At 60.0% G+C, this 21,112-nt stretch carries 13 protein-coding genes, 2 tRNA genes and 5 pseudogenes; 4 read left to right on the top strand and 16 right to left on the bottom strand.

Annotation, left to right across the window (positions count from 1 at the left end; genetic code table 11):
• Positions 1-41: 41 nt before the first annotated feature.
• The 3 genes and pseudogenes from LN139_RS01010 to LN139_RS01000 all read left to right on the top strand — a co-directional run bounded on the left by LN139_RS01010 (position 42) and on the right by LN139_RS01000 (position 4,657).
• Positions 42-906: pseudogene (locus LN139_RS01010) on the top strand (oxygenase MpaB family protein).
• A gap of 89 nt (positions 907-995) precedes the next feature.
• Positions 996-3,926, top strand: a pseudogene (locus tag LN139_RS01005) (DUF748 domain-containing protein).
• Between the two features lie 113 nt (positions 3,927-4,039).
• Positions 4,040-4,657 carry a hypothetical protein gene (locus LN139_RS01000; protein ID WP_236358015.1) on the top strand — a complete coding sequence of 206 codons (618 nt, stop codon included), beginning with the start codon at positions 4,040-4,042 and terminating at the stop codon, positions 4,655-4,657.
• A 115-nt stretch (positions 4,658-4,772) separates the two neighbouring features.
• Here the strand turns inward: LN139_RS01000 and LN139_RS00995 are convergent, their stop codons facing one another.
• The 16 genes and pseudogenes from LN139_RS00995 to rlmE form a co-directional block, all read right to left on the bottom strand.
• Entirely contained in the window at positions 4,773-5,117 is a 345-nt protein-coding gene (locus LN139_RS00995) for a BON domain-containing protein (protein WP_236358013.1), read from the bottom strand.
• Positions 5,118-5,387: 270 nt separating this feature from the next.
• Positions 5,388-7,496, bottom strand: a complete 2,109-nt coding sequence (gene pnp / locus LN139_RS00990; protein WP_236358011.1) for a polyribonucleotide nucleotidyltransferase — start codon at positions 7,494-7,496, stop codon at positions 5,388-5,390.
• Between the two features lie 238 nt (positions 7,497-7,734).
• Positions 7,735-8,004 carry a 30S ribosomal protein S15 gene (gene rpsO, locus LN139_RS00985; protein WP_110968912.1) on the bottom strand — a complete coding sequence of 90 codons (270 nt, stop codon included), beginning with the start codon at positions 8,002-8,004 and terminating at the stop codon, positions 7,735-7,737.
• A 111-nt stretch (positions 8,005-8,115) separates the two neighbouring features.
• A complete protein-coding gene (gene truB, locus LN139_RS00980; protein WP_236358009.1) occupies positions 8,116-9,033 on the bottom strand; it encodes a tRNA pseudouridine(55) synthase TruB in 918 nt (305 codons plus the stop codon).
• Positions 9,034-9,035: 2 nt separating this feature from the next.
• The gene (rbfA, locus tag LN139_RS00975) at positions 9,036-9,422 is read right to left on the bottom strand and encodes a 30S ribosome-binding factor RbfA (RefSeq protein WP_236358007.1); all 387 of its coding nucleotides are present in this window, start codon (positions 9,420-9,422) and stop codon (positions 9,036-9,038) included.
• Between the two features lie 110 nt (positions 9,423-9,532).
• Positions 9,533-12,071 (bottom strand): annotated as a pseudogene (infB, locus tag LN139_RS00970) (translation initiation factor IF-2).
• A 26-nt stretch (positions 12,072-12,097) separates the two neighbouring features.
• On the bottom strand, positions 12,098-13,579 hold the full coding sequence (nusA, locus tag LN139_RS00965) for a transcription termination factor NusA (protein ID WP_097085723.1): 1,482 nt from the start codon (positions 13,577-13,579) through the stop codon (positions 12,098-12,100).
• A 65-nt stretch (positions 13,580-13,644) separates the two neighbouring features.
• Positions 13,645-14,103: a ribosome maturation factor RimP gene (gene rimP, locus LN139_RS00960; RefSeq protein WP_165830332.1), complete on the bottom strand. Its 459-nt coding sequence runs from the start codon at positions 14,101-14,103 to the stop codon at positions 13,645-13,647.
• 129 nt (positions 14,104-14,232) lie between these two features.
• Positions 14,233-14,309, bottom strand: a tRNA-Met gene (locus LN139_RS00955).
• Between the two features lie 99 nt (positions 14,310-14,408).
• A tRNA-Leu gene (locus tag LN139_RS00950) sits at positions 14,409-14,494 on the bottom strand.
• A gap of 21 nt (positions 14,495-14,515) precedes the next feature.
• Complete coding sequence (gene secG, locus LN139_RS00945; RefSeq protein WP_236358005.1) at positions 14,516-14,902, bottom strand: preprotein translocase subunit SecG; 387 nt, start codon at positions 14,900-14,902, stop codon at positions 14,516-14,518.
• Positions 14,903-14,906: 4 nt separating this feature from the next.
• A complete protein-coding gene (gene tpiA / locus LN139_RS00940) occupies positions 14,907-15,662 on the bottom strand; it encodes a triose-phosphate isomerase (RefSeq protein ID WP_236358003.1) in 756 nt (251 codons plus the stop codon).
• A gap of 66 nt (positions 15,663-15,728) precedes the next feature.
• Positions 15,729-17,065, bottom strand: a pseudogene (glmM, locus tag LN139_RS00935) (phosphoglucosamine mutase).
• Positions 17,066-17,067: 2 nt separating this feature from the next.
• The gene (gene folP / locus LN139_RS00930; RefSeq protein WP_236358001.1) at positions 17,068-17,934 is read right to left on the bottom strand and encodes a dihydropteroate synthase; all 867 of its coding nucleotides are present in this window, start codon (positions 17,932-17,934) and stop codon (positions 17,068-17,070) included.
• 8 nt (positions 17,935-17,942) lie between these two features.
• Positions 17,943-19,846: pseudogene (gene ftsH / locus LN139_RS00925) on the bottom strand (ATP-dependent zinc metalloprotease FtsH).
• Positions 19,847-20,068: 222 nt separating this feature from the next.
• A complete protein-coding gene (gene rlmE, locus LN139_RS00920; RefSeq protein WP_236357999.1) occupies positions 20,069-20,689 on the bottom strand; it encodes a 23S rRNA (uridine(2552)-2'-O)-methyltransferase RlmE in 621 nt (206 codons plus the stop codon).
• Positions 20,690-20,794: 105 nt separating this feature from the next.
• Here rlmE and LN139_RS00915 point away from each other — a divergent pair, with 105 nt between their 5' ends.
• On the top strand, positions 20,795-21,103 hold the full coding sequence (locus tag LN139_RS00915; protein ID WP_236357997.1) for a YhbY family RNA-binding protein: 309 nt from the start codon (positions 20,795-20,797) through the stop codon (positions 21,101-21,103).
• Positions 21,104-21,112 lie beyond the last annotated feature (9 nt).

Below are 21,112 nucleotides of genomic sequence, written 5' to 3'. Positions count from 1 at the left end.
GGCCTGGCCTTGCGGGTAACCGCAGGGCCGACCTTTCCCTCATGGAAGCGCTGCGACGCCGCCTCGAAAGCCAGATCATAGGCTTGACCGGGCTGTCGCTTGGCCAACTGGACCTTGAGAACCCGCCTGGCGACCCGGGGCTGTTCGGCCCTGGCTCTGCACCCTGGCGAGTGCATCGGGACTTTCCCAGCATGCTCATCGGGGGCATCTCGGCCCTGATGCTGCAGATGCTTCACCCTCTGGCACTGGCCGGGGTACTGGGACCATTCCAACTTTCGCCAGGACATGCTCGGCAGGTTGCGCCGCACCAGCCAGTTCATTGCCGGCACCACCTTCGGCTCAACCCGGGATGCCAACTGGCTGATCGACAAGGTCATCCGCATTCATCAGAGCGTCAACGGCACTGCGCCGGACGGACGCACCTATGCGGCAAGCGATCCGGACCTGCTAGCCTGGGTGCACGTGGCGGAAGTCAGCCAGTTTCTGGCCGCACACCTGCGTTACGTCAACCCTTCCATGCCCGGTGCCGAGCAGGATCGCTATTACGACGAAATTGCCTTGATAGCGATACGCCTTGGTGCCAGGGAGGTGCCGCGCTCCCGTGAGCAGGTCGCCGCCTACCTGAACCAGCAACGTGCCGGGCTGGTCTGCGACGATCGCTGCCGGGAGGTCGTACGCCTGTTGCTCGATGCCCCTGCCCCCAGCCGCCTTGCCAAACCTGCAGGGCAAGTGATGATGCGCGCCGGTATCGACCTGCTGCCTGGCTGGGCACGCTCGCAGCTTGGCCTTGCCGCCTACCCGGCAGCGCGCCACGCGGCCCACGCTATGGCACCGGTACTGCGCTGGGCAGTGCGCAATGGCTCATACGCCCGTGCCTGCCGACGGCTGGGCCTGGACAGCGCGTGACCGGCCACCACAAGGCTTTGCTCCGCGCGCATTGAACCGCCGCCTCGTGCGATACTCCAGGCGCTTTTGATCGACGAAGCGGAACTTTCATGCCCAAGGGATTGAAACGTGCAGGCCTGGCGGCGCTCATTGCGCTGGCGCTCTACAGCCTGCTGGGTTTTCTGATACTGCCAGGCATCGCACTGCGCATCGCCAACCAGCAACTGACCCAGTACGCTCGTGAGCCAGCGCGCCTTGAACGTCTGGAATTCAACCCCTTCAGCCTCGAGCTGACCGTCTGGGGCCTGCGAATCGGCGCGCCAGGCAAGGAGCAGGTAGCCTTCGAGCGCCTGTACGCGAACCTGCAAGCGGACAGCCTCTGGACCGGAGCACTGCACCTTGCCGATGTCGCCCTCGATAAACCGCGCACCGAGCTGCATTTCCGAAAAGACGGCTCGTTGAACCTGGCCAACCTCTTCGACCTGCCGCCCAGCCAAGATAAGCCCCAGGAGCCCCCGGCAAGCCATTCCCGCTGCGTATCGACCGCATTGCGCTGAACCAGGGCTACCTGCATTTCAAGGATGAGCGGCCCAGTGAGCCGATCGAGTTCCTCTACGATGCCATGACACTGGAGCTCAAGAACCTCAGCACGCTGCCGGAAGACAACGCTGACATGACCATGGTGGCCAGCGGCCCAACTGGCGGGCGCATCGACTGGCAAGGCCAGCTGAGCCTGGCCCCGATCACTTCCAAAGGCACCCTGAAATTCAGCGATGGCCGGCTGAAAGTATGGTGGCCCTACGTGCGCGACGCCGTGCCGTTGGCACTCAAGGACGGGCGCTTCGACTTCAGCACCCGTTACAGCCTCGACCTCTCCCACACCACCGAGCTCAAGCTTGAAGGCGCCACGCTGAACCTGGCGCCTCTGAACCTGGACAGCATCGATGGTCGCCCGCTGGTGCGGCTGAGCAAGCTGAATGTCTCCAAGGCCTCGCTCGACCTTGCCAAGCAACAGGTGCTGATCGGCGACCTGCGCAGTGAAGGGCTGGAAACCTGGGCTGCGCGTGAAAAAGATGGCGAACTGGATTGGCAGAAGCTGTTCGCCCCCACCGCCAAGGCGCCCTCGGCGGCTGAAAAGCAAGCCCCGGCCACCGCAGCGCCGGCGCCTGCAAAACCTTCCAGCACCGCTCCTGCCAAGCCCTGGCAAGTGGTGGTCAAGCACGCGCAACTGGCCGGCAACACCATTCACCTGGCGGACCGGGTACCGGAAAACGCAGTCGCGCTCGAGCTCACGCCACTCAACATCGAGCTGAACAACTTCGACACCCTGGCCGGCAAGCCCTTCGATCTCAAACTCGATACCGGTGTCGGTCGCCAGGGCAAGCTGCGCGCCAGCGGGCAGGTCAACCTCAAGCCGGTCAGCGCCAACCTGCAGGTCGCAAGCCAAGATCTGGACTTGCGCATTGCACAGGCCTACATCAGCCCCTTTGTGCGGCTGGAACTGCGCAGCGGCCTGCTGGACAGCGACCTGGCATTCAACCTCAAGAGCACCGAGCCTTTGGCGTTCGGCATCACCGGCAACGCCCAGGTAAACCAGCTGCATACCCTCGATACGCTCAAATCGCGTGACCTGGTGCGCTGGCAGAAACTGGACGTGCAAGGGATCGAGCTATCAGCAAGGGAGCGGTTTGATCATCGCACAGGTCAAGCTCGACAAGCCCTACGCCCGGTTCATGATCAACGAAGATCAAAGCACCAACATCGATGACCTGATCATTGCTCAACCTGCCGACAGAAATGCCGCCCAAGCCAAGGCCAAAGCCTCGAAAGAACCGGCGATGCCCATCCGCATCGGCGGCATCACCCTCAATGACGGCTCGGCCAACTTCGCCGATTTTAGCCTCACACCCAATTTCGCGACCGCCGTCCAGCAGTTGCAAGGGCAGATCGGCGCACTCGACAACACCCAGCCCAAAGCCGCCCGGGTCGACATCGAGGGCCGCGTAGACCGCTACGCGCCCGTCACCATCGAGGGCAGCCTGATCCCGTTCGACCCGCTCAACAGCCTGGATATTGCCACCAGCTTCAAGCGTGTCGAGCTGACGACCCTGACCCCCTACTCGGGCAAATTCGCCGGCTACCGCATCCGCAAGGGCCGCTTGACTCTGGATTTGCACTACAAGATCCGCCAGGGGCAACTGGAGGCGGAGAACAACGTGCTGGTGGAGCAGCTGCAACTGGGTGACCGGGTCGACAGCCCTGATGCCACCACCCTGCCGATCAAACTGGCCATTGCCCTGCTCAAGGACACTCAGGGCAAGATCTCCATCGCCTTGCCGATCAAAGGCGACCTCAAGAACCCGCAATTCTCGGTCATGCCGATCGTCTGGCAAACCTTGCGCAACATGGTGGTGCGTGCTGCGGCAGCGCCATTCAAGCTGCTCGGCGGGCTGGTGCACGGTGCCAGTCAGGAAGATCTGAGCAACGTCGACTTCGCCCCCGGTAGCGCCGACCTGGACGCAACGGCCCAGGCCAGCTTGCTCAAGCTTGCCGACGCCCTTCGCCAGCGGCCTGAGCTTCGCCTTGAAGTGGAAGGCACCAGTGCCAGGAGCAGTGACGGCAGCCTGTTGGCACAGCAGCGGCTGGAGCGGGAATACCAGAGCACCTGGTACAAGATCCTCCAGCGCCGTGGCGACAAGGTGCCCGCCCAGGCCTCCCTGCTGGAAGTGCCGGCAGGGGAAAAACCGGCGTTGCTCGAGGGGATCTACCGCACGCGCCTCAAGCAGCAGCCGCCGGCGGAATGGGCCAAGCTCAGCGATGAGGCCAGGGAGCAAAAGCTGCGCGACGCAGTGGTCGCATCCTGGAGCGACAGCACGGCATTGCTGCGCCAGTTGGGCCAGGCGCGCGCTGGCGCGATCAAGGGCTTTTTGGTCGAGCAAGGCAAGTTGCCGGATGAGCGCGTGTTCCTGATCGATGCCAGCCTGGTAGAAGCCGGCCAAGGCGGCAATGTCGCGACCAACCTTCATCTGGATGCCGAATGACGCAGGCCGGCGGAACATAGCCCCGGCTACCAGACCGCCATCCGCTTTAATCCGGGCATCTTGTATTCGGGGCGCCCGGTTCAAGGATTCTGATTTCAACAAGGAGTGAAGCAATGAAGTTGCAGTACCTGATCATCCCGTTCACCGCCCTGGCGCCCTGCGCCAGCTTTGCCGCTACCCCCGCCCTGCAAACCTTTGTCGCCTGTGACGCCAACTCGCTTTCCGTCGTTGAGCAACCAGGGTTCAAGGAGCGTGTCCCCAGTAAACGGGACAATGGCAAGATCGTGCTCAGTGGCGGGAGTAAGACCGACGCCGGCGTGCGTTGGATGTTCGATAAACCTCTCACCCTTGAGGGGCTCACGCTGACGGGCTTTTTTCTGGAAGACCAGGACTTGATGGGCTCCCGGATCATCGGCTCGGGCTTTTATACTCAAGAGGCCCCTGAAAAGGCCTACGAGCAGTTGAAAAAAGTCCAGGGAAGCCAACTGGAATCGACCCAAGGCATCTATGCTCGCGCGCAGGCCTGGTCTGGCAAAGACTCCACATGGGTAGCCGAAAGCAGCGATGACACGGCGGGCAAGTTGGTTACCGATACGGCCGAACGCATTTTGATGGTCGAGCCGGCCTCGCCTGATGCAGGCCATGGCAGCAAGGGGATGGTCACTTGTTCGGTTCAAGGCAAGGTGACCACCGAAATGCTCAAGACAACCCGGCCCGATCTGATCAAGTAAGCCAGGTTTCACCCCTTATAAAAAAGCCCTGGCGCTAGGCCAGGGCTTGAGGGGTGATCAGATCCTTCTGATCTTCGCATGAACCCAATGTTCGGGTTTCATCAAAAGCGAGGTCTTACTCCGATTTCAGGCCATCAGCCGAAACGGATTTGACGCCTTTGATGTTCTTGGTGATAGCGACTGCTTGTTTCTTCTGAGCGTCGGTCACTTTCACTTGCGACGACAGGGATACAACACCGTGGCTGGTTTCAACGGTGATGTCGCTGCCTGGGATGCCTTTCTCGGTCAACAGGTCCGCTTTCACCTTGGTGGTGATCCAGGTGTCAGAGCCTTCCTGCTTGGCGTTATCTACGGTGTTGGCTGCCAGTACCATAGGCGCTTGAGTCGTTTGAGCGAAGGCTGGTACACCCAGGCCCAGGGTCAGAGCAGTAGCGGCGGCAGCGATAGCAAACTTCTTCATACGAGTAACTCCTGTTTTCTGGAAGCTCCCCCCGAAGCCTTTGCAGCGGGGGCAGTTGACAGAGAGATTGCAGAACGCGTGCCAGCTATCGCATATAAATAAAAATCATATATTTCAGCAACTTATGCAGTTCACAACGCAGCGGCTTTCGTGCAAGTTGCAAGGAGGGGGCAATTGCTTGCGTGCAAGTTGCAGGCTTGGCAAATCCTCGGATAAGAAAATCACGGGCACAAAAAAAGGCCCCGCAGGGCCTTTTCTCGCTGCTGCTGCTTAAACGCCGGAGGCTTTCGCCGCCGCAACGTCCTTGATCGACAGCTTGATACGGCCGCGGTTGTCCACGTCCAGCACCAGCACTTCAACTTCCTGACCTTCCTTGAGGATATCTGTCACCTTCTCTACACGCTCATTGCTGAGCATGGAGATATGCACCAGGCCGTCCTTGCCAGGCAGGATGTTGACGAACGCGCCGAAGTCAACGATGCGCTCGACCTTGCCGACGTAGATCTTGCCGATCTCAGCCTCGGCGGTGATGCCCAGCACGCGCTGGCGAGCAGCTTCGGCAGCTTCCTTGGTTTCACCGAAGATCTTGATCGAGCCATCGTCTTCGATGTCGATCGAGGCCTTGGTTTCTTCGCAGATGGCGCGGATGGTCGCGCCGCCCTTGCCGATCACGTCGCGGATCTTGTCGGTGTCGATCTTCATCGCCAGCATGGTCGGTGCATTGGCCGACAGCTCGGTGCGCGACTGGGCGATCACCTGGTTCATCTGGCCCAGAATGTTCAGGCGTGCTTCCAGTGCCTGATTCAGGGCGATCTCCATGATCTCTTCGGTGATGCCGTTGATCTTGATGTCCATCTGCAGCGCAGTCACGCCTTTAGCGGTACCGGCTACTTTGAAGTCCATATCGCCGAGGTGGTCTTCGTCACCCAGAATGTCGGTCAGTACAGCGAACTTGTCGCCTTCTTTGACCAGGCCCATGGCGATACCAGCTACCGGTGCCTTCATCGGAACACCAGCGTCCATCAGTGCGAGGGAAGCACCGCAAACCGAAGCCATGGAGCTGGAGCCGTTGGATTCGGTGATTTCCGATACCACACGAATGGTGTACGGGAACTCGGTGTTGTCCGGCAGCATGGCCTGGACACCACGGCGTGCGAGGCGGCCGTGGCCGATTTCGCGGCGGCCGGCACTACCCATGCGGCCACACTCGCCCACCGAGAACGGAGGGAAGTTGTAGTGCAGCAGGAAGGCGTCTTTCTTCTCGCCTTCGAGGGTGTCTAGCAGTTGTGCGTCGCGGGCGGTACCCAACGTTGCTACGACCAGGGCCTGAGTTTCACCGCGGGTGAACAGGGCCGAGCCGTGAGTCTTGTCGAGCACACCAACCTGGATATTCAGCGGGCGAACAGTGCGGGTATCGCGGCCGTCGATGCGTGGTACGCCATTGACGATGTTTTCGCGAACCGTGCGGTATTCCAGCTCACCGAAGATGTCTTTGACCTCACCTGCCGATGGCGCGCCGTCCTGCTCCACCGCAAAACGGGCGATAGCCTGGTCACGCAGCTCGCCCAGGCGAGCGTAGCGGTCTGCCTTCTGGGTGATGGTGTAGGCCTGCGAGATGCCTTGGCCGAACTCGCCGCGCACGGCGTCCATCAGCGGAGTGTTGGCAACCGGCGCCTGCCATGCCCAGGTCGGCTTGGCGGCTTCAGCGGCCAGTTCCTTGACAGCGTTGATCACTACCTGGAACTCGTCATGCGCGAACAGCACTGCACCCAGCATCTGGTCTTCGGTCAGCTCCTGGGCTTCGGATTCGACCATCAGCACCGCGTCGGAAGTACCGGCTACGACCATGTCCAGGCGCGAAGCGGCCAGTTGTTCGTAGTTGGGGTTGAGCAGGTAACCGGTGGCTTCGTGGTAAGCCACGCGAGCAGCGCCGATCGGGCCGCTGAACGGAATGCCGGAGACAGCCAGTGCGGCCGAGGTACCGATCATGGCGGCGATGTCCGGGTCAGTCTTCTTGCTGGTGGACAGCACGGTGCAGACTACCTGGACTTCGTTCAGGAAGCCTTCGGGGAACAGGGGGCGGATCGGGCGATCGATCAAGCGGGAAGTCAGCGTTTCCTTCTCTGAAGGGCGGCCTTCACGCTTGAAGAAACCACCAGGGATCTTGCCGGCAGCGTAGGTTTTTTCCTGGTAGTGGACCGACAGCGGGAAAAAGCCCTTGCCTGGGTCGGCCTGCTTGGCGCCCACGACGGTGACCAGCACGGTCACGTCATTATCGATGCTGACCAGCACGGCACCGCTTGCTTGACGGGCGATGCGGCCAGTCTCGAGGGTAACGGTCGACTGACCGAACTGGAATTTCTTGATTACCGGGTTCACGGCTTCCTACCTTCCATTTTCGCTTGGGGGAACTGTTTGAAACTCGAATTTGGGGGCGAGCGCGGGATTCGGCCCGTCGACCGTCCAGATACAACATGAGGCCGGAGCCCGGCGCCGTGCGGTAAACCGCACCGGCGCACGAGCCACCAGCCTCATCGAAGCGCATGACGCAGTGACCGCATATGGCCGGGGCCAGTACGCGGAACCACGTGGCATGCTCACCACTGCCTGTTCGCTATTAGCGACGCAGGCCCAGACGACCGATCAGGGCGCTGTAACGAGTGGTGTCCTTGCCTTTCAGGTAGTCCAGCAGCTTGCGACGCTGGTTTACCATGCGGATCAGGCCACGACGGGAGTGGTGGTCTTTACCGTTGGCCTTGAAGTGGCCTTGCAGTTTGTTGATGTTTGCGGTCAGCAGGGCAACCTGAACTTCCGGAGAACCGGTGTCGCCGGCGGCTTGCTGATAATCACCAACGATTTTTGCTTTTTCTTCAACGCTGAGGGCCATGAGGCATCTCCTTAAAACGGGAACGCTTGCGCACACCCAATAGGCCAGGGACTACTCCCCGTATGGATAAGTGAGGAATGACCGCGCCTACTGACAGCCACCCTCGTTCGGTCATTCCGACCGAATCAAACGACGCGGCGCAATGCGCCCGTCTTCGCTCACTTCACCGATCCCGATGAAGCGACCTGTGTGATCTTCTACCCGCACCATGCCGCTTTCCGGCGCCTGTGGTGCCCGCACCGGCTGGCCATGGAGCCAATAGTACGTGCTGTGCTCGGAGAAACTGACCAACGGCCAGTCCTGCAAGCCGCTGTCGGCTGGCAACAGGAAGCGGTCGAGCGCTTCATTGCCACCTTCTGCATGCGCGGCCTCCAGTGCCTCGAGCGTTACAGTACGCGTGAGGTCGAACGGGCCGGCCTGCGTACGACGCAGTTGAGCAACGTAAGCACCGCAGCCCAGACGCTCCCCGAGGTCCTCGACCAGAGTGCGGATGTAGGTACCCTTGCTGCAACTGACGGCAAGCGTAGCGCAGGTTCCGTCCAGTGCCAGCATTTCAAGGCTGCCAATAGTAACAGAACGCGCCTCGCGCTCCACTACTTCCCCTGCCCTTGCAAGCTTGTACAAGGGTTGGCCGTCACGCTTGAGCGCTGAATACATCGGTGGCACCTGCTGGATCGAGCCGCGAAAGGCAGGCAGCGCGGCTTGAATATCGTCAGCGGTCACGTTGACGTCACGGCGCTTGAGCACTTCACCTTCGGCATCGGCCGTGGTGGTGGTCATGCCCATCTGCATGACGGTTTCATAGGCCTTGTCGGATTCGAGCAAGAACTGCGAAAACTTGGTCGCCTCGCCGAAGCACAGCGGTAATACGCCAGTGGCCAACGGATCGAGGCTGCCGGTATGGCCAGCCTTTTCGGCGTTGAGCAACCAGCGCACTTTTTGCAGAGCCGCGTTGGAAGTGAAACCCTGAGGTTTATCCAGCAGGATGATGCCGCTGACATTGCGGCGGATTCGCTTGACCTGGGCCACGCTCACTCCTTGTCGGCGTCGCGGTGCTGGCTGTCTTCTGCCACCGCGCGCTCGATGAGCGCAGACAGGTGTACGCCACGCGCCACGCTCTCATCGTAGACAAAGTGCAGTTGCGGCACACTGCGCAGCTTCATCTCGCGGCCCAACTGGGTGCGAAGAAAGCCCGAAGCGGCTGTGAGGACCTTGATCGACTGAGTCACTTGCTCGGCACCGTCATTGCCCATCACGGTGATGTATACCTTGGCGTGCCCAAGGTCGCGGGCTACGTCCACTGCGGTAATGGTGACCAGGCCAACGCGCGGGTCTTTGACCTCACGGCGGATCAGCTGGGCCAGCTCACGCTGCATCTGATCCCCGATGCGTTGGGTACGGCTGTATTCTTTTGCCATGGTGAAGCTACCTGTATCGCCCGCCATTGTGGGGCGGTTTGAAAGCGGCAAACGCCCGGCCTGGCGGAAAGCCGGGCCGGGCGTTGCGGATTGTGCGCCGTGACGTTCGATCAGAGCGTACGGGCCACCTGGACCTTCTCGAAGACTTCGATCTTGTCACCGACCTTGACGTCGTTGTAGCTCTTCACGCCGATACCGCACTCCATGCCGTTACGCACTTCGGCCATATCGTCCTTGAAGCGACGCAGCGACTCGAGCTCGCCTTCGAAGATCACCACGTCTTCGCGCAGTACGCGAATCGGGCGGTTACGGTAAACCGTACCTTCGATGACCATACAACCTGCGACTGCACCGAATTTCGGCGAGCGGAACACGTCGCGCACCTCGGCGACACCCAGGATGTTCTCGCGAACATCGCTGCCGAGCATGCCGGTCAAGGCTTTCTTGACGTCCTCTATGATGTCGTAGATCACGTTGTAGTAACGCAGATCCAGGCCTTCCTGCTCGACGATCTTGCGCGCACCGGCGTCAGCACGCACGTTGAAGCCGAACAGCACCGCATTGGACGCCAATGCCAGGTTCGCGTCGCTCTCGGTGATGCCACCGACACCACCGCCAACCACGCGTACTTGCACTTCGTCGTTGCCCAGGCCGCCCAAGGCGCCATGCAGGGCTTCGAGCGAACCGCGTACGTCGGTCTTGAGCACGATGTTGAGCGTCTTTTTCTTCCTGGCCCATGGTCTCGAAAATGTTTTCGAGCTTGCCGGCCTGAGCACGCGCCAGCTTGACCTCGCGGAACTTGCCTTGACGGAATAGCGCAACTTCACGGGCCTTCTTCTCGTCGGCCACAACGCTCATTTCGTCACCCGCTTCCGGGGTGCCATCCAGGCCGAGAATCTCGACAGGGATCGACGGGCCGGCTTCCTTGACGGTCTTGCCGTTTTCGTCGTACATCGCACGGATGCGGCCGAAATTGGAACCGACCAGCACCATGTCACCCTGGCGCAAGGTACCGTCCTGAACCAGCACGGTAGCGACCGGGCCGCGGCCCTTGTCCAGGCGCGACTCGACTACGACACCGCGGCCAGGGGCTGCAGGGCTGGCCTGCAGCTCAAGCACTTCGGCCTGCAGCAGAACAGCTTCGAGCAACTCGTCGACACCGGTACCCATCTTGGCGGACACCGGCACGAACATGGTGTTGCCACCCCATTCTTCCGGGATCACATCCATCGCGGCCAGGCCGTTCTTGATGCGATCAAGGTCAGCGCCCTGCTTGTCGATCTTGTTCACCGCGACGACCAGCGGAACACCGGCAGCCTTGGCGTGCTGTACAGCTTCCTCGGTCTGCGGCATCACGCCGTCGTCTGCGGCTACCACCAGGATCACGATATCGGTGGCCCTGGCGCCCCGTGCACGCATCGCGGTGAACGCGGCGTGGCCCGGAGTATCCAGGAAGGTGACCATGCCACGGTCGGTTTCGACGTGGTAGGCACCGATGTGCTGGGTGATGCCGCCAGCTTCGCCAGAGGCAACCTTGGCGCGGCGGATATAGTCGAGGAGCGAAGTCTTGCCGTGGTCGACGTGGCCCATTACGGTCACGACAGGTGCACGAGACATGGTTTCGCCTTCGTACCTGAGCGATTCGGCCAGAGATTCTTCCAGGGCATTGTCGCTGACAAGCTTGACCTTGTGGCCCAGCTCCTCGGCGATCAGCTGAGCAGTCTCCTGGTCGAGCACCTGGTTGATGGTGACCGGAGTACCCATCTTAAACATGAACTTGACGACTTCGGCGCCCTTGACGGACATCTGCTGGGCAAGTTCTGCCACGGTGATGGTTTCGCCAATGACCACATCACGTACCACTGGGCCGGTCGGGCTCTGGAAGCCATGCGCGTTGCGCTTCTTGAGCTTGGACTTGCCACCGCGGCGGCGATGGCCGTCGCTCTCTTCCTCGGTGGTACGCGGCGCGGCGCGTACGGTGGGGGCCTTCTGCTTGTCGGCAGGGCGATGCGGCTGGCTGCGGCCGTTGCGGCGATCATCGTCGGCAGTGCGTGCACCCTTCTCAGGACGGTCTTCACGCTTGCGCACCTGAACGGTGGTAACCGGAACCGCTGGGCGCTCCGGCGCTGCAGGAGCGCGCGGTGCTGACGCAGTGGGCTCGGCAGCACGCGTGGGCGCAGCCTGGGCTGCAACCGGAGCAACCGGTACAGATGGCGCGGCAGCCGGTGCTTCGGCCTGGCGGGCAGTGCTTTCTGCGCCTTGTTGCGGGCGCGATTGCTCGCCGGCCTTTTCACGCGCGGCGTTTTCGGCAGCACGGCGCTCTTCGAGCTCGCGGCGCTGTTCGGCCTCGATCTCTTCAGGGCTGCGCTTGACGAAGGTTTTCTTCTTGCGCACTTCAACGCTGATGGTCTTGCTACCGGCAACCTTCAGGGTGCTGGTGGTCTTGCGTTGCAAGGTAATCTTGCGCGGCTCTTCCACCTTGGCCTTGTGGCTGCTTTTAAGGTGGGCCAGCAACGCTTGCTTCTCGCTGTCGGTAACAACTTGGCCAGCATCCGTGTGCGGCAGGCCTGCCTCACGCATCTGCTGCAACAGGCGCTCTACCGGTGCGGCAACCTCTTGGGCCAGTTCTTTAACCGTGACTTGCGTCATGCACTTCTCTCCTCAGGCCGCTGCACTTACTCGAACCAATGGGCTCGGGCGGCCATGATCAACTTGCCGGCACGCTCTTGGTCGATGCCGTCGATGTCGAGCAGGTCGTCAATCGACTGCTCGGCCAGGTCTTCGCGGTTTACGACGCCGCGTACCGCCAGTTCCATCGCCAGTTCCTTGTCCATGCCCTCGAGAGAGAGCAGGTCATCTGCAGGATGGGCGTCTGCCAGTTTTTCTTCGGAAGCGATGGCTGCGGTCAACAGGCGATCCTTGGCGCGAGCACGCAGCTCGTTGACGATGTCCTCGTCGAACCCATCGATGTTGAGCATTTCTTCCAGAGGAACGTAAGCGATCTCTTCCAGGCTGGTGAATCCTTCGTCGACCAGCACCTGCGCCAGCTCTTCGTCCACTTCCAGCTCGTTGACGAAATTGCGCAGGATGTCGCCGGTCTCGGCTTGTTGCTTGGCCTGGATGTCCGATTCGGTCATCACGTTGAGCGTCCAGCCGGTCAGCTGGCTGGCCAGGCGGACGTTCTGACCACCGCGGCCAATAGCCTGGGCCAAATTGTCGGCACCCACAGCGATGTCCATGGCATGGGCGTCTTCATCGACAATGATCGCCGCGACTTCAGCCGGCGACATGGCGTTGATGACGAACTGGGCAGGGTTTTCATCCCACAGCACGATGTCTACCCGTTCACCACCCAGCTCACCCGATACTGCCTGAACGCGCGAGCCACGCATGCCGATGCAAGCGCCCTGCGGGTCGATGCGCTTGTCCTTCGAGCGCACAGCGATCTTGGCGCGAGAGCCCGGATCACGCGAGGCCCCCATGACTTCGATCAGCCCCTCGGCGATTTCAGGCACCTCGATGCGGAAAAGCTCGATCAGCATGCCTGGCGCGGTACGCGACAGGATCAGCTGCGGGCCTCGGTTCTCGCTGCGGATTTCCTTGAGGAACGCACGCAGGCGAACGCCGACTCGGAAAGTCTCGCGAGAAATGATGTCTTCACGGGCAAGCAACGCTTCGGCGTTGTTGCCCAGGTCGACGATGACGTTGTCGCGGGTAACCTTCTTGACGGTACCGGAGATGATCTCACCGACCCTCTCGCGATAGGCATCTACCACCTGGGCGCGTTCGGCTTCGCGAACCTTCTGCACGATGACCTGTTTGGCGGTTTGCGCGGCGATACGGCCGAACTCGATCGATTCGATCTTCTCTTCGATCACCTCGCCAGCCACGGCACCTGGCTTGCGCGCCTGGGCCTGGTCGACAGCCAGCTGGATGGCTGGGTCGTCGAAGTTTTCGTCCTCGACTACCGCCCAGCGACGAAAAGTCTCGTAGCTACCGGTATGACGGTTGATTTCAACACGCAGGTCGACTTCATCCTCGAACCGCTTTTTGGTAGCGGTTGCCAGCGCGACTTCCAGCGCTTCGAAGATGACTCCTGCCGGTACGCCCTTTTCATTGGATACCGACTCTACAACCAGCAGTACTTCTTTACTCATCGTACGCCTCGCCTTTCGCAAGCCCTTTTGGATACGCGCCGAAGGGCGCGGAACCCGAAACGTCTTCAGTCAAACCTTGGAATGATGTTGGCCTTGTCGATCGAGTCGATCGGCAAAAGAAACTCATGGTTATCGACTTGGACCACGACATCCTGTTCCTCCACACCGCGGAGCAGGCCCTGAAAGTTGCGACGCCCTTCGTACGGGGAGCGCAACCGGATCTTCACTTGCTCACCGGCGTGAGCGGCAAACTGTTCAAGCGTGAACAGCGGGCGGTCCATGCCGGGAGAGGAAACTTCGAGGGTGTATTCGACGCTGATGGGGTCTTCGACATCCAGAACGCCGCTGACCTGGCGGCTGACGACTTCGCAGTCCTCGACGCCGATCCCGCCTTCCTTGTCGATGTAGACACGCAACAGCGTGTGGCGCCCCTGAGAAATGTATTCCAATCCCCAGCATTGATAGCCAAGCGCTTCAACCACCGGGGCCAACAAGGCCTGCAACTGTTCTAGCTTGCTCGACACCTGAACCCCCTCGTGCATGCTGTGCAAATAAAAAATGGGCGTAACGCCCATCCTGAGAACACCCTCGAACAAGCGGTGCCTTGAACTGATCAGCTAACAAAAAGCCCCTGGACAGGGGCTCTACGAAACTGGTTGCGGGAGCTGGATTTGAACCAACGACCTTCGGGTTATGAGCCCGACGAGCTACCAGACTGCTCCATCCCGCGACAAAGCTGGGCCGAAAGTATACGACCGAACCCCGCCGGGGTCAATCGAACACTTCCAGCGACAGAAAAGCCCGCATAAAGCGGGCTCTCCTGAATAATTGGTACCGAGAAGGGGACTCGAACCCCTACACCCTATGGGCACAACCACCTCAAGGTTGCGTGTCTACCAATTCCACCACCTCGGCAAAACTACTTCAAAAACCCTTTTACTTCTGCTCTGGAGCTTGAGGAACATCAGCTGGAGCTGCGTTGTTCTTTTGACTTTCGAGCACTGGTACATCATCTGAAGCGGGCTTCTGCTTTGGCGCCTCGATTGCAGCTGGCTGTTGCGGCAACCCTACCTGAGTCAGCTCATGAGCTTTCTCTTTAGCAAAGTAACCTAACCCCAAGCTGGTCAAGAAGAAACCGGCGGCAAGTATAGCAGTAAACTTACTCAGAAAGGTAGCAGAACCTTGGCTTCCGAACACAGTATTTGAAGCACCTGCGCCAAAAGATGCACCCGCTTCCGCACCCTTACCCTGTTGCAGCAGAACCAGGACAACAACACCCAGTGCCGCCAACAGATGAAACACAACTACGACTGTTTCCAGCATTTTGTCAGTTTCCCGCGGCGCGACAGATCGCACCGAATTCATCTGCATTCAGGGAGGCACCACCAATCAGCCCCCCGTCGATATCCGGCATGCGGAACAACTCAGCCGCATTGGCAGCTTTTACGCTACCGCCGTATAGAAGCCGCACACCCTGCGCAACTTCGGCATTCTTGCCTGCCAGCTGAGCGCGAATGGCCGCATGGACCTCTTGCGCTTGCTCCGGCGTGGCTGTCAAACCGGTACCGATAGCCCAAACGGGCTCATAAGCAATCACGGCCTGACCAAACACTTCGATACCCAAGGCATCGACGACGCTGGACAACTGCTCCCCCACCACGCTCAGTGTGCAACCGGCCTCACGCTCTTCAAGCGTTTCACCCACACACAAGACAGGAGTCAGGCCAGCAGCCTGTGCAGCTTCGAACTTGGCCACCAGCTCCTGATTACCCTCGCCAAACACCTGGCGGCGCTCGGAGTGACCAATCAAAACCAGGGAACAACCTGCGTCCTTCAACTGCGCCGGGGAAACCTCCCCGGTCAAGGCGCCTTCTTTCAACTGACGCGCACTGTTTTGAGCGCCAACAGTGACAGAAGCACCCTGCAAGCCTTGGATGACCTGAACGACGTAAAGACTGGGCGGAAACACCGCGACCTCTACATTACTCGGAAAATCCAGACTTTTCAACGACTTGGTAAGCTCAGCGACGCTGGCGCCAGTACCGTGCATTTTCCAGTTACCAGCTACCATCTTACGACGCATGCTGTACCTCGTCGGTCAAAGTGGGCGCAGATAGTACCCAACCCATGAATAAGTGGCAAGCCAAAATCATGCACAAAGTTCAGCCACCAGGCTTGCGAGCGATTCGGCATGGCGGCGTACCTGAGTTTCCTCGTCACCCTCGACCATCACCCGCACCAGCGGCTCGGTACCGGACTTGCGCAGCAGCACTCGGCCGCGCCCTTCCATCGCCTCGGTTACGCGAGCGCAGGCTGCCTTGACGTCCGGATGCTCTACCGGGTCGACACCGCCCCCAAAGCGCACATTGATGAGCACTTGCGGGCACTTGCGAATGGCTCGGCGCGCCTGGGCCAGGGTTTCCCCTCGGCGCTTGAGCGAAAGCAGTACCTGCAAGGCAGCGATGATCGCATCGCCCGTGGTGGTGTGCTGCGCGCACACGATATGGCCAGAGTTTCCCCACCTAATAGCCATTCACGCTCAAGCATCTCGGCGATGACATATCGATCACCGACCTTGGCACGATTGAAGGGGATGTCGAGCTCCTGAAGTGCAAGTTCCAGGCCCAGGTTGCTCATCAGAGTGCCCACTACCCCACCATGCAGCTTGCCGCGCTCTTTGAGGTCACGCGCAATGATGAACAGCAGCTCATCACCATCGACCACAGCGCCAGAGCCATCGACCATCAGCACGCGGTCGCCGTCACCGTCGAAGGCAATGCCCAGGTCGGCATGCCCCACCAGTACGGCGGCTTGCAAGGCCTCCATGTGGGTGGAGCCACAATTCTCGTTGATATTCAAACCATCGGGTGCCGCCGACAGTACAGTAACCTGGGCCCCTAGCTCTCGGAATACGTTCGGTGCCACTTTGTAAGTCGCGCCATGAGCGCAGTCGATTACGATGCGCAGGCCCGCAAAATCCGTGCTGGTCGGCACGCTGCTCTTGCAGAATTCGATATAGCGCCCGGCGGCATCGTTGATGCGCGAAACCTTGCCCAGCCTGGCGGACTCAACCACCGTCATGGGCTGGTCCATCAGTTCTTCGATCATCAATTCGATATCGTCCGGCAGCTTGGTACCCTGGCCAGAGAAAACTCTGATGCCGTTGTCATCGTGAGGGTTGTGCGAAGCGCTGATCACGATCCCTGCCTCGGCGTGGAAGGTTCGCGTCAGGTAGGCGATACCCGGGGTGGGCATGGGGCCCAGCAGCATCACGTCCGCGCCGGCAGCAGACAAGCCGGCCTCCAGCGCGGATTCGAACATGTAGCCGGAGATACGTGTGTCTTTGCCCACCAATACACGGCAGGCCCCCATCTTCTGAAACGCCTTGCCGGCTGCCCAGCCCAGTTTGAGCATGAAATCTGGAGTGATGGGATATTCACCAACGCGGCCGCGAATGCCATCGGTGCCAAAGTATTTTCTGCTCATATTTACTCCAGATTTTCTTGTTCAGCCGACTCGACGGCTTCCAGCATGCGAATCACGTCGACGGTTTCCGCCACATCGTGCACACGCAGTATTCGTGCACCCTTGACCTGGGCCAGCGCAGCCAGGGCCAGGCTGCCATAGAGCCGCTCGGAGACCGGGCGACCAAGCGCCAATCCCACCATGCTTTTGCGCGACACCCCTACCAGAAGGGGCCGGCCAAGCTCGAGGAGCGCAGGCATCTGACGAAACAGGCTTAGATTATGAGCGTGGGTTTTCGCAAAACCAAATCCAGGGTCAAGGACGATGCGCTGCTCTGCGATCCCGGCATTGTGACAGGCAAGCATGCGCTCGGCGAGAAAATCGCTCACCTCGCGCACCAGGTCGCAGTAGCTGGGCGCATTCTGCATATCGCCTGGCTCACCCAACATATGCATCAGGCATACCGCCAAGCCGGTGTCCGCTGCCGCCTGCAGGGCACCCACGCGCCGCAACGCACGCACGTCGTTGATCATACCCGCGCCGGCTGCTGCCGCTTCGCGCATTACCAAAGCCGTGGAAGTGTCAACCGAAACGACCACATCGAGCGCACCGGCTATCTGCTGGACAACCGGGATAACCCGATCAAGCTCTTCCTGTTCGCTGACCGGTGCAGCCCCAGGCCGGGTGGACTCGCCACCAACATCGATGAGGGTGGCGCCGGCTTCGGCCATCGCGCGTGCATGCGCAAGCGCCTGCTCATGGCCGCGGAACTGGCCGCCATCGGAGAAGGAGTCCGGGGTGACATTGAGGATACCCATGACATGGGTACGGTTTAAATCAAGAACCCGGTTGCCGCAAGGCAACCGGGTTGGATGAAGCGCGTAAGTCATCTGTAACCTTAAACTTCTGCCGCTGGACCACCGATCGGACTTTGGGGGCGATCATCGCGTGAAGAAGGCGTGCCAGACGAGCCTGAGTCACCCCAGTCGCGAGGCTCACGAATGGTACGGCCAGCCATGATGTCGTCAATCTGATCAGCATCGATAGTCTCGTACTTCATCAGCGCCTCGGCCATGGCGTCAAGCTTGTCACGATTGTCTGTAAGGATCTGTGTGGCAGTCGAGTAGCACTGGTCGATGATGCTGCGTACCTCGGCGTCGATCAGTTTCGCTGTTTCCCCGGAAACATTGGCATTTTGACCGCCACCGCCGCGCCCAGGAACACCTCGCCCTCATCCTCTGCGTACAGCAGTGGGCCCAGTTTTTCGGAAAGGCCCCACTTGGTGACCATGTTCCTTGCGATCTGGCTGGCACGCATGATGTCGTTGGAAGCCCCGGTGGTTACACCGTCGAAACCAAGCGTCATCTCTTCAGCGATGCGGCCACCGTACAACGAACAGATCTGGCTGATCAGCGCGCGCTTGGACAGGCTGTAACGATCTTCCTCGGGAAGGAACATGGTTACACCCAGGGCACGACCGCGCGGAATGATAGAGACCTTGTACACAGGATCGTGCTCTGGCACCACGCGGCCGACAATGGCATGGCCCGCTTCGTGATAGGCAGTGTTCTGCTTTTCCTTCTCGGACATGACCATGGTCTTGCGCTCGGCGCCCATCATGATCTTGTCCTTGGCCAGCTCGAACTCGCGCATTTCAACAATGCGCTTACCGGCCCGGGCAGCAAAGAGGGAAGCCTCGTTTACAAGGTTGGCCAGGTCAGCGCCGGAGAAGCCAGGCGTACCCCGGGCAATCACACCAGGGTTGACGTCGTCATGGGCCGGGACCTTGCGCATGTGGACCTTGAGAATCTGCTCACGACCCCGAATGTCCGGCAAACCTACAACCACCTGGCGGTCAAAGCGGCCTGGGCGCAGCAGCGCAGGGTCGAGCACATCTGGCCGGTTGGTAGCCGCGATGACGATAATGCCGTCGTTCATCTCGAACCCGTCCATCTCGACAAGGAGCTGGTTGAGAGTCTGCTCACGCTCGTCGTGGCCGCCTCCCATGCCGGCGCCACGATGGCGACCGACAGCATCGATCTCGTCGATGAAGATGATGCAAGGCGCGTGTTTCTTGGCCTGTTCAAACATGTCGCGGACGCGGCTGGCGCCCACACCTACAAACATTTCAACGAAGTCTGAGCCGGAGATGGTAAAGAACGGAACCTTCGCCTCGCCCGCAATAGCCTTGGCAAGCAACGTTTTACCAGTACCAGGCGGGCCGACCATCAGCACGCCGCGAGGAATACGACCACCGAGGCGCTGGAACTTGCCAGGATCGCGCAGGAACTCGACCAGCTCACCCACCTCTTCCTTGGCCTCGTCGCAACCTGCGACATCGGCCAGGGTCGTTTTCACCTGATCTTCGGATAGCAGCCGGGCCTTGCTCTTGCCGAAGCTCATCGGCCCGCCCTTGCCTCCAGCACCACCCTGCATTTGCCGCATGAAGAACATGAAGACGGCGATAATCACAAGAATCGGGAAGCTTGCGACCAGCAGTTGAGTCCAGATGCTCTGCTGCTCAGGTTGCTTGCCCTCCACCACCACCTTGTTGTCGATCAAATCACCCATCAGGCCGTTGTCCTGAATTACGGGGCGGATGGTCTTGAAGTTGTCGCCATCGTTGCGCTTGCCGGTGATCGCATAGCCGTCGAAAACGACGCGCTCGATTTTCCCGTCCTTCACCTGCTGAATGAAATCCGAGTAGTTGAGGGTCTGCGGCTCGTTCGGGCTTGAAAAGTTGTTCATCACCGTGACGAGCACGGCGGCGATGATCAACCACAGGATCAGATTCTTTGCCATATCGTTCAATTCACTACCCTCTGGACCGCGCTACCAGGACCTGGGGCTACGCGCTCCGCATGATAATCATCGGCCTAACTTACTACATATCCATCACGAACAGCAGACACGGTCTGTAACACGTTGTGAAACATAGACTGCTGAAATATTCGCTCTGCTCAATTAGCCGCACCATTTGAAAAAAGCTATCGACCAGAGCTTGGAGCTCCAATCAGGGCGGCCTCAGCCCTTAAACCCCCGCGCCAGCAGGTATTGTTCCCGGGAGCGGTCGCGCGAAGAACTGGGCTTGCGCATTTGCACCTTCTCGAACATCTGCCGAACGGTCTTCAGATAGCTGTCGAAGCCTTCTCCCTGGAAGATCTTGATCAGAAAATCACCACCCGGGCGCAACACACGCCCAGACAGATCAAGGGCCAATTCGCACAGGAACATTGCCTTGGGCATGTCCACCGCACTCAAGCCACTCATATTGGGGGCCATGTCTGAAATCACAAGGTCTACCTGCGAATCGCCTACCGCCTCGAGAATACGAGCGAGCACGGCATCGTCGGTAAAGTCGCCTTTGATGAAGGTCACATCGGCAATAGCGTCCATATCCAGGATGTCGGACGCGATCAGGCTGCCCTGCCCTCCGATCAGACGGCTGGTGACCTGAGACCAGCCACCAGGCGCGGCACCCAGGTCGATCACGCTCATACCCGGCCGGATGAGTTTGTCTTTTTCCTGAATTTCCAGCAGCTTGTAACTGGCGCGCGAACGGTAGCCGTCCTTTTGCGCCTGCTTGACGAAGGGGTCGTTGAAGTGTTCTCTGAGCCAGTTGTGGCTGGATTTGGAGCGGGCCATTGGCACCTCGGTGTGGGCGGACCTAGCAAGTGACTGGGCGTAAGCCCCTGCGCTCGGGTAAAATGGCCGCCGTTTTCATACAGATTCAAAAAGGGTCAAACGAATATGCCGCTCACTCCGGAGCAGAAAAAGCAATACAAGTCCATCGGCCATCACCTTAAACCGGTGCTGATCGTTGCCGATAACGGCCTGACCGAGGGTGTGATCGCGGAGCTGGACCGTGCGCTGAGCGACCATGAACTGATCAAGGTCAAGTTCAATATCCTCGATCGTGAAGAGCGAGTCGCCAGCATCGCTGCGCTGTGCAAGGCGGGCCGTGCAGACCTGGTACAGTCTATCGGCAAAATGGCGCTGGTGTATCGCAAGAATGCCCAGCCCAACCGCAACCTGTCGAACATTCACCGCCACCAATAACGGCGGTGC

The organism is Pseudomonas sp. KNUC1026 (assembly GCF_021650705.1).
Classification (GTDB): Bacteria; Pseudomonadota; Gammaproteobacteria; order Pseudomonadales; family Pseudomonadaceae; genus Aquipseudomonas.
This window is presented reverse-complemented; position numbering and strand designations above follow the sequence as displayed.

Excerpts from the sequence above, each read along its gene's own strand:
- rbfA (WP_236358007.1), bottom strand. The coding sequence starts at position 9,422 with ATGGCAAAAGAATACAGCCGTACCCAACGCATCGGGGATCAGATGCAG.
- nusA (WP_097085723.1), bottom strand. The coding sequence starts at position 13,579 with ATGAGTAAAGAAGTACTGCTGGTTGTAGAGTCGGTATCCAATGAAAAG.
- rlmE (WP_236357999.1), bottom strand. The coding sequence starts at position 20,689 with ATGGCCCGCTCCAAATCCAGCCACAACTGGCTCAGAGAACACTTCAAC.
- folP (WP_236358001.1), bottom strand. The coding sequence starts at position 17,934 with ATGACTTACGCGCTTCATCCAACCCGGTTGCCTTGCGGCAACCGGGTT.
- tpiA (WP_236358003.1), bottom strand. The coding sequence starts at position 15,662 with ATGCGTCGTAAGATGGTAGCTGGTAACTGGAAAATGCACGGTACTGGC.
- LN139_RS00915 (WP_236357997.1), top strand. The coding sequence starts at position 20,795 with ATGCCGCTCACTCCGGAGCAGAAAAAGCAATACAAGTCCATCGGCCAT.
- LN139_RS01000 (WP_236358015.1), top strand. The coding sequence starts at position 4,040 with ATGAAGTTGCAGTACCTGATCATCCCGTTCACCGCCCTGGCGCCCTGC.
- secG (WP_236358005.1), bottom strand. The coding sequence starts at position 14,902 with ATGCTGGAAACAGTCGTAGTTGTGTTTCATCTGTTGGCGGCACTGGGT.
- LN139_RS00995 (WP_236358013.1), bottom strand. The coding sequence starts at position 5,117 with ATGAAGAAGTTTGCTATCGCTGCCGCCGCTACTGCTCTGACCCTGGGC.
- rpsO (WP_110968912.1), bottom strand. The coding sequence starts at position 8,004 with ATGGCCCTCAGCGTTGAAGAAAAAGCAAAAATCGTTGGTGATTATCAG.